A 12,951-nucleotide genomic window follows, 5' to 3' on the forward strand; every position below is an offset into this window, starting at 1 on the left:
GCAGCGATTGATAGGGTGGCCTCGTCATCGATGCCTCGCAGTATGAGAAGGTCAGACTTGTGTTGGGGTTAGTCCCTCGTGAGATGTGTGCTGTACGAGCTGCTTACCCAGCCTGTCTCTCTTTTTCTTCTGGCGAGTGGAGTTAAAAAAGAAGTGGGCGACAATGGCGATGAGCGCCAGCGGACCATAAAGCACCAGCCAGAATTGCGTCAGGGGCTTAATGATGCCTGTCAGGAAAAGGAACGGGAAGACGCCAAGCATTACATTGGCAGCAAGATAGACAAACGTCAGAACTGGACTCGGCGAAAGTATGCTTGAGCGCGGAAAAATCTCGATAAACGGTGTCGCAAGCGTCGCGACCAGAATGTGCTTATCGGTACTCTTGAGATGCGTGGTCGCACGCACCGCAACGTTACCGCCGTGGCTATGTGCGATGACAAGCTGCCTCCTGCCTGGATTCAACCGCTGTTGCGATTCGAGCTGGTCCGCGAGCTGGCGCGCTGCGCTTTCTCTCGCAGCAATCGAGTTCGAACCGGACCATTTGCAGACTTCAAAATGCGGGGCAGGAATGCCCAGGGTTTCCAACTCAATGCTTAGGTGATGCCGGAATTCCGAACCCGCCTCAAACCAACGTGGAGACTTGGTCGGCTTATCCAGACTGAAGAACCCGCGTCCCCAGGTGCCGTGAACGAGAGTGATGATCCAAGCAGGATCGGCGGATGGTGCAACCATTGTGCCCCCCAATGCGGCATCCAATGTCATCTTGTATGGTCACCTGGATATTGGCAAGAGGCTGGCACGATGGCGGCGAGCCTCGTCAAAGGTCAAGCGGCTCGCGGACGAGGACCGGCAAGTACACGTATCCCGCTGCTACTGAACCGTAGAACCGATGGAAGCCATTGTGGACCGTGAAGCGGTATGGGCCCGACCTGGCGTGGTAGACCTCGACCGGAGGGAGCGCGCACTCGGGAGATTGGAATGCGAGGAGTATCGGGACCAGCTTGAACTTCTTAAGCATGGGTACGCCGGGATTGCGTTGAGGCGGCGCCACGTCGGCGAGAGGTACCACGTCCACGTCATTCCCGGCTCGCACCTGGTACGGGTAGTAGCCTCCCGGACCGGGCTGGAAGCGTTCCATTTCGGCGAATTGCCACCAATCGTCCGGTATCTCGAACGTGTCTGTATTTGCTGGAAGGCCGAAGCGCATGACTGGGGTTAACTTATCAGCCGATGAAAAGGCGTTTGGCTGCGCGAGAGATTCGCTGGAACAGGCTCGGGCTTGGCACCCGCTCAGGCAACTTCTCTGGGACATGGTCTCTGTTCGCAGGAGGTGCGCCAGTCACCTCAAACCCGCAGTGATCCCCCAGTGCGACGATATCGGCAAAGAGACATTCGGGGCTGCATTTCCCGTGTTGGCTCGGCTCCATGAAGCTGCCTACGAAATGATAGAGCTGCTGACCGGGGTTCGATCGGCCAAGAGGATCGAGAACCATCGCCAGCATCTGAAGCGTCTGAAGACTCGCGCAGGACATCGAGAAGGCGAAAACGTTTTCGCGAGCTTTCAGCGGGTGGCCCTTGTCCAATCCCTGGATGTAGGTCGGGTCGTCCAGGTAACCCTCCCGTTCCAGCTGAACAAGCCCAGCATCGTACTGGCCGATGCACTGCATACATTGATGTCCCACGGTGACTGTATGTGCGCGCCAGTCAGCGGCGGCCAATTCCTCCTGTCGGTTCGTGCGCACTGATATTCCGCCATCAATGACAGGAATCAGGTGAGCATAGGCAATCAAATTGAGGACATGCCTTCCCCAAGGGCGGTCGACGCAGGAGAACAGGACATTGCAATCCAGCGCGGCGCGAAAGCCGGCGTCCTCATAGACAGCCGCCACGACCGGCAGGGCGTTGAATCGTGCTGCCGTTGCGCATTCGCCTAAGTGTCCCGCCAATGCTTCCGCCTTCAGCACCCCGACATTGCTTCGCTTCGCGTAGAGGAGGCGGTCCAGATTCTTGGCCTCGATCCTGTCGAAATCAACCACCGTAACGTCTTCAATTCCGGTACGGGCCATGCCCTCGGCGATGAAGGCGCCCACACTGCCCGCTCCGACGATGCCAACCCGAAGCCGCGCGAGATCGGCCTGCTTCTTCCTGCCCCACGCAGAGATCGTTCGTATCTGCGCATCTGTCCCGCGTGGGACCGGCGCGAGAGCCTCCATGAACGTTGAGCGAAGTTTTTCTCCAACCACGCGGACGGTGGTGCAGTCCTGCCTTGCGTACTGGCGCGGTGCCGTGCGTTCCCAGAATCTGGCGCTCCAGGCTCCATCGCTTGCGACCGTGAAGCCCACGAAGGGAAACTTCGTGGCGCCGTAGACGGCGGCTGCATGACCCTGCTCGGTGTTGATGTCATCCGGACTCATGCCCTGCCATGCCAGGCCGCCCGGGTGACTGTGCATGAGCGCGAGACCTGCGCCAGCCTCCGCGGCTTCCGAAAGGGCTCGGGTGAAATAGTGGGATTCGAAGCTGGCGTTGCCGTGGACGTTCCGTTCGCCTTCGCGCGGTAAGATCAGCCGTTCAACCAGAGCGGTCGTCCGCGTCTGCCCTGTGCTCGGGTGCCAGAGCGCGAAGCAGAGATCTTCCTGGCGGTCGGCGCGTAACAGGTGACGTCGCGCTAACGCGTCGACCGCCTCGGACATGGCCGCACTCCGGACGGCCCTTGTCATTGCGTGTCCAATAGTTTCCAGACGTGGCTCATGTAGGTAGCCACCGCCTTCTTCGCGGCGCCCCAGTTCTTGTAAGGGCGAGACCAGTATTGCCATTCACCACCCAACGCGTTCTGAAAGTCGGCGCTGTCGTGAATGCCGCCCCTCGGATGTTCGCCTCCGCCCTGGTTGGGATAAAACCTGGGGGATACGTGGACTCCCCTAGGCGATGTCATCGGGAAGTCCCCCGGTACCACCAGACCCAGCTTGATCTGCTGCCCGGCGAATTTGCCGGTCGGAATTTCGTAGTCGAAGTAAACATGTTCGGTCTTGCCGGGTGCAATCGCGGGATTGAAACCGAGCGATTTCAGACCCGCGATGAAGCAGGGCACCCCGGTTCTTGCAGTCCCATCGGAAACTGGAGCGGGACCGACCGAGATCACCTGGAAGCTGGCGTGATCGTGCAATCTGAACGGGACGTCGCCCTTGCCTTGAAAGTTGGCCTGGTGGTGGGGATCGGTCTCGACGAGATAGTGCGTCGCGACATCCAGACCCGAGAACTCCTTGATGATCTCGTTCGGAGTCCACTTGCGTTGCTCTGTCTCGTAATCCTCACCGTCCACCGAGAAATGGATGATTTTCGGATGGTGGTGGGCCTCTTCAAGCTCCTCCTCGGCAGCTTCGAGCTTGTGCTCGGCCGCGTCCAGGTCCTGCATGCCGTGCTGGATCTCGTCCTTGGCCTTGTCGATGTCAGCCTTGGCCTCCTCGATATCGTGCAGGGCTTTGACTTCATCGTGCCCGCAGGCCTCGTGGCCCTTGGGCCCCGCCTCAATGGGCTCCTTATGACCTTCCTGGTTCGCTTCGCTCATCTTGCCGTCTCCTTTATCAATTAGTCAGCGGATATGCTGATTAGCGTATTTTACGCCGAACGACGCCCGAGTCAACTGGGCGCCAAGTTATTGATTTCAGGAGAAAAGATTACCGGAGGCTAGTTCCTGGCCGAGAATCCCCAGAATCTTCAGGCGCACGGTGGCCGCCTCGCGTGAGACGGCAAAGCCATTCACGACTGCATCGATCAGTGCGACGCCATTCTCGCTGGTTGGTGACGAGGGCCCGTAAATGTTCCGCTGCTGCTGGATGTCGCCCACGACTCTCTTGAGGTAAGTCCTTGGCATAAGGGCCGCGCCAGATACATAGCCGGCCTGCCATTCCATCCAGTCAGTCTTGCTCGCGGAGACCATCGTATCCCGCTTGCAATAGATGGCATTGGGCTTCCGATTGCCGTCCACGGCTAGCTGGCGCTGCTCGAGCGCGAAAAGGTAGGCGTGCAGGATCACATGCCCGTATTCATGGGTAAGGGTGGTGCGCAGCCGGTTCTCGAACCTGTGGACGTCATTGGAGATCGAGACCCTTGGCTTTCCGGCGCGGGCAAACTCAGTGACGCCTTCAACGCCGGCGCCATACATGGTCAGGTCGGCATGCTGGTCCAGATCCGTAACGTCCCGCTCGATCAAGGTCGTGATATCGTCAGTCGAAATAGGAAACTCGACCTTGCCGTGCTTGCTCCGCAGGTGGTCCGCCACGAGCTTTTCGAACATGGAATCAAGTTCGGCAGGCTCGTAGTGAGGCCTCTCCCGAAAACCATGCATCGTGTCGCGGACGTACCTCAAGCGCTATCCTTTCAGGTGTCTCCGAAACGCAACGAATGCCTGGTTGACCTGGTCAGGAGTGGATTTTCTTATCAGTTTTCTGTCCTGCTCGGGCAGCATTCCGATCACGCCGTACAAAGCCAGCGGGTCTATCTTTAGGACCTTCGCAAACTCGCTCACCAAATGGTCTGAGGACGGGCTTCTGCGATCGTGCTCGATGTCGTTCAAGTACTGCGGAGTTATTGCCTCGCCGTCCTCCTTCACGATCTTAGTGGCGAGTTCCTTTTGGCTCATGCCCTTCTCCTTGCGCGCGGAGGCAATTGCACGTCCAAAGGACGACATATCCAGACCCATACCGTAGACCTCTCCTATTTTCTGGAAGCTTATCAGCTAATTAGCTGATTGTCACTCGTGAAATGCCATTCGGTGCCGCAGATGCTATCGCCAGAGTGACATTTTAGACGGGAAGAAAGTGCCCCGCATCGTTTCCGACGCGGGCCAGGTAGCTCTGCACGTTGCGGGTCATCAGCTCTCAACGGGCTTCGACCATTTCCAAGTCTTGGAGGATGGTTTCCCTTGCCGCGCCAGCGTAGCCCAGTCGGTCAGTCGCCCTGGCGCGTATCATCCGTAAGCGTCCGCCTCAGTCCCTACTGGTTCAGTATTGGGACCGTCCTTGTCGAGGTGCTGGTTCTCTACCTCTGGATAGCCTTTGCACTCCGCAAGAAGGATCACACGTTGGGATCTTTCTTGCGCGCGTTGAACCCCGCACAGGTCTCCGCGGGCCCGGACGGCAAAGGAAGTCTGTCGACCTTCCAGACACTGGCTTTCTCTCTGGCGGTTGCTGCCCTGATTTCGCTGCTTCTCCTTCAGACCGGAACGTTGGTTGATCTGTCCGGATCGATCCTGACGCTCTTGGGCATTAGCGGCATTGGCGCAACCATAGCAAAGGGCACTGACAGCCAACGGAATACGTTGTCGGCAGACAATCGGGCATGGCTCCTGCGCCGCAATTGGCTTCCGATGGCAAAGACGTCAGTCGATCCGTCGAATGCGAGCTGGCGTGACTTCTTCTCCACTGACGGTGCCTTCGATGTGTACCGCTACCAAAGCTTTATATTCGGCTGGTCGTGATCGGTGGGCTGATCGCGGCGGGCGTAAACCAGCTTTCGACCTTCGTCGTTCCGGACACGATCCTGGGCATCGTCGGACTTAGCCAGCTCGTCTACATCGGCGGCAAGCTGGTGACACCCACGAACATTTCCGACCTCAATGCGGCCATTGCCAGTCTCCGCTCTGAAGAGCAGAAGCTCAAGGCCGCCGCGATCGCCGCTAAGCAGGGCCAGGTGATAAGCCTGGCAGAGGCGATCCCGCTCGTGGGCCAAAGCACCTACGACGCATACCGTCAGACAGCCAGGGATGTAGCCGCCATCTTCACCGATGCGACCGGCATTACCGTCGCTGATGCATCCCTCGAACCTCTCGTCACATGATAAAGGCAGACTGACATGGCTAAGAACATCTTGGTGTTCGCGGACGGCACGGGCAACGAAGGCGGTCTCCTGCCTGACGAGAGCCGCACGGTCTATAAGCTATACCGCGCTACGCGTACCGGGCCGGATTCGATCATCGACCCAGAGAGGCAATTAGCACTCTACATTCCCGGATTGGGACGCCTGTGCCTGGACACACCAACGCTTGGGGCAGGTTGAAAGAGACTGTCCAGCAGATGTTCGGATCGGCATCACGAAGAAGATCATCGATTGCTATGTCGCGATTATCGGCGTCGGGAGCCTGAAGATCGTATCTACCTGTTCGGCTTCAGCCGCGGCGCCTATACGGCAAGGTGCCTCGCGCACGTGCTCGAGCTCTGCGGTATTCCGACGAAGGAGGGGGACGGTCAGCCGATCAGTCTTGATCCGGCTTCCTTGAGGAAAGTTACCAAGGAGGCGGTCTCCTCGATCTACTGGCTTGGAATGCCAAGGGCAGCCGCGGAAGCCGACAAGCGGGCGGCGCAGTTTCGCAATGCCTACAGCTCACAGGTCGGACGTCGTGCAGGGGCTTCCGCCTATTTTATCGGAATTTGGGACGCTGTCGCCGCGATCGGTTGGCAACGCTTCTTTCCAGACTGGGCTTACGATCGACATTTTCCATCGGATATCCAGTACGCACGGCATCTGCAATCAATCGATGAGGGCCGGAGGGACTTCAAGCGGGTACCCTGGGGAGGAAGCGGTACTGTGAAGTGGCCAGACCGAGAGGGTGAGCCCGAGCAGTTCGACCAGATCTGGTTTGCCGGCAATCACGCCGACATCGGTGGAAGCTATCCCGAGAACGAATCTCGCCTGTCAGATGTCACGCTGGCCTGGATGGTGGAATTCATCACCCAGAAGATTCCGGAGGCCGGTCGCGTCTTGGTCGATAGTGACCGGTTAAGATTATATCCGTCGGCGGACGGCATGATGCACGATGAATGCATGGTGGGTATGGGTGGCACCGCGCTCAAATGGTCAAAGGCAGTGCGACAGGTGCCCGACACGGCGCAGCTTCACCCAACCGTCTATGAGCGGCTGTCAATGAAGGCGGTGCGCAATTTTACGAGCTTTGCACCGTACAGGCCCCTCGCTTTGCAGAACCATCTTAAGGCCAAGGCATATTACGAGGTCGCTAGCAGCGGAGGCGGTGGCACGGCCGCAACCAGCAGCTAAAAGAAGCAGGAGGCTACCGTGAATGGTACTTTTCCCACTTGATTCCAGCGCGGCTGCTACCTGCATTTCCGGATGGCGATCGAATGCGGGCGCCTTATGGATCGTCTCTGGTCAACCAAAGGATAAAGGAAAATTGCTGCCACAGCGGAGCTGAGTCCGATAGTCCAGCCCCACAAACAATCGCCGGCGCGGAACTATGCAATGTGCCAATGTGCGGGTATCCACCACATGGACAGAGTAGCCCTGTATCGCTGCGGGCAGGATTCGGTGAGTGTTCCTCGCTTTGAATAGGCTTGCCCCCGTCGGGCAGGTCGCAATGCGCTGACGCCCTGCCGCGGAATGAACCAGCATCCGAACTCCTCGAGGTGCCACTCACTTGGCGCGATCGGCCAGTGAGAGCGCCGCTCGGCAAGCACCCGGTCAATTTACCGTACGAGGCCGCCCATCCTCAACGCGGCCAATTCGGGCGTTTCATCGGATAGCGACCACGAAAGATGGCCGTCTCCTATCGAGTCGATGAACGCTTCCCGCGCCTTCTCGATCCGCCTTTCCGTCAGATTTCGGTAGGCCTTGTGGGCGCTGCCGGGAGCACTGCGAAACAGCGCGTCAAGATCAACCAGAGCTTTCCTGAGCTCGTCGCGACTTGCATTCGCAATCGCCTCGTTCCCGTGAGCAAGCTCTTGGGCTGCCTTTTTCCAGGCAGCAAAGGCCTCTCTCTCGGTTCGGTTGTCGACGGGTCCGGGCAAAATCTTGGTCCAAATCACGCAAGCAATATGTCTCTTCGATAAGCGCGCGTTAGCCTGTTTGCAATCGGCTCGACGCGTTGCTCACACCTCTTGGTCTCGATGTTGTCCGGTGATTCGGCTCGGCTTTCGATGACGCGTCGCGGCTCGCGGAAAATCTGCGCCAAGAACTCGGGGGGCAACGAAAAGCTGCAATGTGGTCACGATGCTATTGACGAACTGATGCGACTGTTTTTCAATCTAGCGGGAGATCCGCGCGTGGTCAGCGACGCGGACGGGGGCGATCATGTGGAAATTCAGCCGCGCCGCGGCATGCGCTGGCATTTGCCTTGCCATGGGCGGGTGCACGAGCCTGTACCATATTCATGATCCGCAGACCGGCGTGATCACGGCCGGCGAGCTGCCGTATTTTCTCAAGTCAATCAGGTGTGAGGTCGTGACCTTCTACCAAATCGAGCGCGAGAGGCGGAAGGAATACCTTAAAATCTACAAAACCCGGCCAGAAGAAGCGTTCGACAGGTACGCCCATTTTGACATCGACCCCTTCCTGTATGGCACCTTCTTCCTGGAGTTGAAAGTGACCGATACCGGCGGACTCGGGTCAGGGACAGCATTCGACTACAAGCGGATTCTAAGCGCGACGAGCAGCGATATCACTCATGTAGGCCCCACCGCTTCGGCCCAGGACACTTATGACCTGATCTGGTCATTCCTCATGAAGCAGAACGCCCAGCTTGCGTCCGATACCACTCCTGCCACTGCCGGTTCTGGGACCTATGAACGTGGTTGCTATCGTGGAACGCCGACTGATCTGGCCGAGCTCGAGGCCCTCGCCGAGAATAAATTTCCGGAGCGGGTCGCCTATAAGCGCATCATTGTCGATGCTTCGAAGCCGTTTGCGACGTGGTTGCGGGACAACGCTGTTCTCATCTCGGCCAACAATCTGACGCCGGCCATGCCTTCGGAGAGCGCGGAGCCAGCGCAAATGACCTACACGTTCTCGGTTCAGGTGACCGGCGGCGTCGAGGCAAAGTACTCGCTCACTTCGGTGCGTTGGACCCCCGCTGCAGTCCAGGCTTCTGCCTCCGCGCAGCAGTTCAGCAATCTCGGGATTTATATCAATGGTCCGAATGCCGTGCTTGCCAATGGAGCCAAGTCCGGCTCGGCTGGCTATGCGGCAAAAACGCCGCCGCTCGGATCAAAAGATAACCCCATTTATACAGCCCCTTTGCCAGGGGGAGAGAAATCGCAGGAACTCCCGGGAGGAGCGGGAGCTGGCGGTCGCCGCACTGGGGGCGGACCTCGGACCAATGGTTTCATTGTGGCGCCGGTGCCAGTCTTCCCGCCGAGCCCAACTCCGACCCAGTAAGAAGCGTGTTTCGCCTTTGGTTGCCCAGACTCGTACTGCTGCTCGCGCTCTCTCTGTCTTGGAGCGCGAATGCTCAGCCTGCGCTTCCTTCCGGCGTGTCCGAAATGGAGTTATACGGCACGGTCATCCGCGGTTCGAAATGGGACATCAAGGAAATCCCGGTCTGCTGGGAAAACCTCAAAGCGCAGGACAGCAAGTATGCCGACCTCGTCCGGAAAGCGGTTGCGGAGACTTGGGAGACGGCAGCGCAAGGGGGCGTCCGGTTTTCGAAGACGTGGCCCGCCTGTACCGACGGCGCGTCGGGCATTCATGTGCGGATCGCCGACGAGGGTGCTCACACGGACGTTGTCGGAAAATACCTGGACGGCAAATCCTCGGGCATGACTCTCAATTTCAGTTTCAATCATTGGAGCAAAGGCTGCCAAGACAAACGCGAATTTTGCATTCGCGCGGTCGCGGTCCATGAATTCGGACACGCGCTCGGCTTCACGCATGAGCAGAATCGTGATGATGCTCCAGAGCAGTGCCGCAAAGAAAAAGCGTCAGGCTCGGTCGGCGATTACAAAGTCACCAAATACGATCCCGATTCAATAATGAACTATTGTAATTCAGCATGGAACGGAAACGGACAATTAAGCCCACTCGATATCGCCGCTGTCAGGACATTCTATCCGTCCTGACATTTGGCGTCGTTACGTTGATGTGCGCGCCGGCGCGAGCGGACCGCGCGGCGGTGCAGATTGCCGCGCGCTACAACGTCAGGACGGTTCACGTCCAGTTCGTTGGCGTGATGTTCAACGGCAAGCAGGAAGTCGGTGGTGGTTCCGGGCTACTGATCGGCGATAGCCTCGTGCTGACCAACAGCCATGTGATCGGACGCGAGGAGAATTACCAGACCTTCGAGGTTGATGCCCGGCTCGGATCGCGCAATGCGAACCCGATCAAGGTCACTGCCGTGCATCGCGACGATACCCGGGACCTGGCACTCCTCGAATTGGCGCAGCCAGCGGGAAGCAGCGGCGGAGCCTCGCGGTGCCCGATGCCTGTGATCGACGATAACCAGCAGGCCCCGATGGGCACCCAGCTGTATCTGCTCGGCTACCCACTCGATCTGGATCTCAGCATATCGAGCGGCCTGATCAGCAACCAAACCAGCCCCAACGGCCGGTGGCAGACCGATACGGTGATGAACGTCGGCAACAGCGGCGGGCCGGCTTTCAACGAGTTCGGCGCACTGCTCGGGATCGCGGTCGGCGGTATCGTCAAGTGGAATGAGGCCCAGGTTTCGGGTGTCAACTTCATCATCCCCGCGACTGTGATCACGGCAAGCCCACTCTACAACATGATCGCCGCCATTCCCCAGCCGTCCGTTTGCTGGACGAAATGGGTGGACACAACGATCTCATTCGAGAACTGGAGCAAGCTAAACTCCACGCATGTGCAGACCCAGGCCAACGCTGGCGTGAAGATCCCCGAGATTCTAGCTGGAGCAATCCACACCCTCGTGCCCGAAGACCGTCGCCTCATCGTGAACGTGCCAGCATCGCAGCTCGTCGAGCCGAAGCAGATCGATCGCTCGTATACGGTCAACAAAACCAAGGACGATCACCCGGTCGTGTTTGCCGAGCATTCGGCGGATTATACCGAAAACTTCCCGGCTGAGCCCGGCTACCGCATCACAGGATGCAAATGGCATGTCGAGACGGCAAATGGCGCAAGCAATATCGCTTGCGCGATCAACGACGGCGGAGCGCAGGCGCGCTTCACCTATAAGCTCACCAGCGGGCCCGCCGTGGACAGGTACCGCGGATGGTTGGGGGCTACGGTCAATGTGTCTCAGGTCCTTGCGAAGTAGGTGTCTATAGAATGGTCATGCTTGCATCGCAAATTCGGGCCTCGAACCGTCTGCAACGGATCGGAGAGGTTTGCCGACGTCTCCGGACAGTGCTCATTGTTTTGTTCTGCGCGCTCGCGACCGGTTGCGCCCATCAGGGGCCGGCCTCACAGCCGCTCAAGCCACATGTCCACAAGGCCCCCAAGAAACATGGGAGCGCGTTGAAGAGATACGGCTACCGCTACGGCCCTGGATACTACCACCATGTTCGACACTATCATGGCTATCGGCCATGGCGGCCGGCGACGGGTGAGGCAAGCGAGGAGGCACCTCCCAACAAGAGCACCACCGGAGCCGAGGTGGTGGTCAACAAGTCTGCGATCAAGGGCTTGGTACCGGTCTACTTTGCCACCAATCGCGTTGTGACGGGCGGGCCCGGTCTAGAATTGAGCCAGATCTCGTATGGCCGGGCCGCTTCCAACACCTTGGGCTATGTGACGGTCAGCATTCCTGTTATTCACAAGATGGGCGAAGTAGAAGTACCTGGAACGACCTGGTTGGGAATCAAAGAGGCGGAGCAGGACGGTAAACATTTCCGTATTCAGAAGCTGAATCGGCTCTCACGCGAGGAGTTCGCGGCTGCTATAGCTAATCCGGCAGATAGCCTGATGCTCTTTGTCCATGGCTATAACGTTGCGTTTAATGACGCGGCTTTCAAGGCAGCCCAAATCGCTTTTGACGCCAACTACAAAGGCCGCGTCATGATGTATTCCTGGCCGTCCAAGGGCGGATGGAAGGACTACGACTACGACCGCGAGAGTGCTCTGTTCGCGCCGGATGGCCTCTTCGACCTTCTCCAGCTGATCAAGCAGGAGGGCAAGGTCTCCAGAATCATCGTCATTGCACATAGCCTCGGTAGCGAAGTCGTCCTTGGCGCCTTGCAGCAAGCTGCCTTAAGCCAGACGGCGCTTGGTATTACCGAGTTGATTTTTGCTGCCCCGGACGTGGACCGCGATCTTTATCTGCAACGTGCAAATCAAATTAAGGCAGCCGCAGGGGCCGTGACTCTCTATGCCTCTTCGACGGATCTGGCACTGCTAGCTTCGTTGAAGAAAGCACAGTCCAAGTCTCGAATGGGGTTCGTGACGAACAGCGGGCCAACTCTCGTGCCCGGTATCGAAACAATCGATGTTTCGGCCGTCGGAAGCGAAATGTTTGCTCTCAACCATAGTACGTATTCTACGAGCCGCGCAGTTCTCGATGACATTGGCCGGATTATCTCTTCTTCAGCGCATCTTAAACCGCCGCAGCGGACTCCGACCTTGCGATCGATGCCCGACGATTCCAACACGACTTATTGGATGTATCCCTACTAAGGCCTGGCTATTCGGCTGTTTGCAGACGCGTTTGTGGCGGCCGAAAAGAGACAGCAAGTGTGAGCGCGCTCAGCACGAAATGTTGAGCGCGCGGAACCGAGAGTGTTTGATTATATGACAGTCACGCCATCTGCCCGGAGTTGTGCTCCCCTCATCATCCGAAATTTACGATATGCAGGCTTTCTGTGTCGGGCTGCTTGCCGCGAATCATGCCTTCATCGCGCCGAAAGGCTGCGTTGATTGCTCTAAACGGCACGTACAGCACACCAGAAGCCGAATAAGAACGAAGCGTTGTCGATTCACTGCGGCCTCCGATTGTAATCGAACAATCTGAGGGCTTGGGGCCATAAGGAACGGGTGGGGCTACGACGGCTGCTGCATTGCTTGCGTTGTCGTATCCAAGAGGCTCTTGGGAGCTATGTCGGCTTCGATAAACGTCGGGCTGTATGGGAGGGGAAATGAAGCGTTTCGTGAAAATTGTAGAGAGGGCCGTCAGCTATTCGAATTATCGGACGATTGGCTAAGAGTCGGACGTTCGAGACGGCGGCGCCCCGTGAATGTGAACGAGACGATCGACGA

14 protein-coding genes are annotated in these 12,951 nt (G+C 58.1%); 8 read left to right on the top strand and 6 right to left on the bottom strand.

All coding sequences use genetic code 11. The features are described from left to right. Window positions 1-51: 51 nt before the first annotated feature. The 5 genes from AC066S_RS30700 to AC066S_RS30720 all read right to left on the bottom strand — a co-directional run bounded on the left by AC066S_RS30700 (window position 52) and on the right by AC066S_RS30720 (window position 4,699). Complete coding sequence (locus tag AC066S_RS30700) at window positions 52-762, bottom strand: lipase family protein (protein WP_126261714.1); 711 nt, start codon at window positions 760-762, stop codon at window positions 52-54. Between the two features lie 461 nt (window positions 763-1,223). Beyond that, the gene (locus AC066S_RS30705) at window positions 1,224-2,690 is read right to left on the bottom strand and encodes a ThiF family adenylyltransferase (RefSeq protein WP_164719088.1); all 1,467 of its coding nucleotides are present in this window, start codon (window positions 2,688-2,690) and stop codon (window positions 1,224-1,226) included. 23 nt (window positions 2,691-2,713) lie between these two features. Continuing rightward, entirely contained in the window at window positions 2,714-3,565 is an 852-nt protein-coding gene (locus AC066S_RS30710; RefSeq protein ID WP_478271378.1) for an E2/UBC family protein, read from the bottom strand. Between the two features lie 96 nt (window positions 3,566-3,661). Next, a complete protein-coding gene (locus AC066S_RS30715) occupies window positions 3,662-4,294 on the bottom strand; it encodes an ImmA/IrrE family metallo-endopeptidase (protein WP_126261717.1) in 633 nt (210 codons plus the stop codon). A 75-nt stretch (window positions 4,295-4,369) separates the two neighbouring features. Then, entirely contained in the window at window positions 4,370-4,699 is a 330-nt protein-coding gene (locus tag AC066S_RS30720; RefSeq protein WP_126261718.1) for a helix-turn-helix domain-containing protein, read from the bottom strand. Between the two features lie 327 nt (window positions 4,700-5,026). Here AC066S_RS30720 and AC066S_RS30725 point away from each other — a divergent pair, with 327 nt between their 5' ends. The 4 genes from AC066S_RS30725 to AC066S_RS30740 are packed head-to-tail and all read left to right on the top strand — an operon-like array spanning window position 5,027 to window position 7,050. Next, window positions 5,027-5,476, top strand: a complete 450-nt coding sequence (locus AC066S_RS30725) for a hypothetical protein (protein ID WP_126261719.1) — start codon at window positions 5,027-5,029, stop codon at window positions 5,474-5,476. Then, on the top strand, window positions 5,473-5,835 hold the full coding sequence (locus tag AC066S_RS30730; RefSeq protein ID WP_126261720.1) for a hypothetical protein: 363 nt from the start codon (window positions 5,473-5,475) through the stop codon (window positions 5,833-5,835). Before AC066S_RS30725 ends, AC066S_RS30730 begins: the two co-directional genes overlap by 4 nt. 15 nt (window positions 5,836-5,850) lie before the next feature. Continuing rightward, window positions 5,851-6,054 carry a DUF2235 domain-containing protein gene (locus tag AC066S_RS30735; RefSeq protein ID WP_126261721.1) on the top strand — a complete coding sequence of 68 codons (204 nt, stop codon included), beginning with the start codon at window positions 5,851-5,853 and terminating at the stop codon, window positions 6,052-6,054. A 6-nt stretch (window positions 6,055-6,060) separates the two neighbouring features. Then, on the top strand, window positions 6,061-7,050 hold the full coding sequence (locus tag AC066S_RS30740; protein WP_126261722.1) for a phospholipase effector Tle1 domain-containing protein: 990 nt from the start codon (window positions 6,061-6,063) through the stop codon (window positions 7,048-7,050). 425 nt (window positions 7,051-7,475) lie between these two features. Here AC066S_RS30740 and AC066S_RS30745 read toward each other — a convergent pair whose 3' ends face one another. Continuing rightward, a complete protein-coding gene (locus tag AC066S_RS30745) occupies window positions 7,476-7,814 on the bottom strand; it encodes a hypothetical protein (protein ID WP_126261723.1) in 339 nt (112 codons plus the stop codon). A gap of 265 nt (window positions 7,815-8,079) precedes the next feature. Here AC066S_RS30745 and AC066S_RS30750 point away from each other — a divergent pair, with 265 nt between their 5' ends. The 4 genes from AC066S_RS30750 (at window position 8,080) to AC066S_RS30765 (ending at window position 12,372) form a co-directional block, all read left to right on the top strand. Continuing rightward, window positions 8,080-9,162, top strand: coding sequence for a hypothetical protein (locus tag AC066S_RS30750; protein WP_126261724.1), 1,083 nt, complete (start codon window positions 8,080-8,082; stop codon window positions 9,160-9,162). 104 nt (window positions 9,163-9,266) lie between these two features. Continuing rightward, window positions 9,267-9,842: a matrixin family metalloprotease gene (locus AC066S_RS30755; protein ID WP_235884832.1), complete on the top strand. Its 576-nt coding sequence runs from the start codon at window positions 9,267-9,269 to the stop codon at window positions 9,840-9,842. Between the two features lie 20 nt (window positions 9,843-9,862). Continuing rightward, the gene (locus tag AC066S_RS30760; protein WP_235885263.1) at window positions 9,863-11,017 is read left to right on the top strand and encodes a S1 family peptidase; all 1,155 of its coding nucleotides are present in this window, start codon (window positions 9,863-9,865) and stop codon (window positions 11,015-11,017) included. 11 nt (window positions 11,018-11,028) lie between these two features. Beyond that, window positions 11,029-12,372: an alpha/beta hydrolase gene (locus AC066S_RS30765; protein ID WP_235884830.1), complete on the top strand. Its 1,344-nt coding sequence runs from the start codon at window positions 11,029-11,031 to the stop codon at window positions 12,370-12,372. Window positions 12,373-12,951: the final 579 nt, after the last annotated feature.

The sequence above is a fragment of the Bradyrhizobium sp. CFUWI genome (assembly GCF_056429085.1).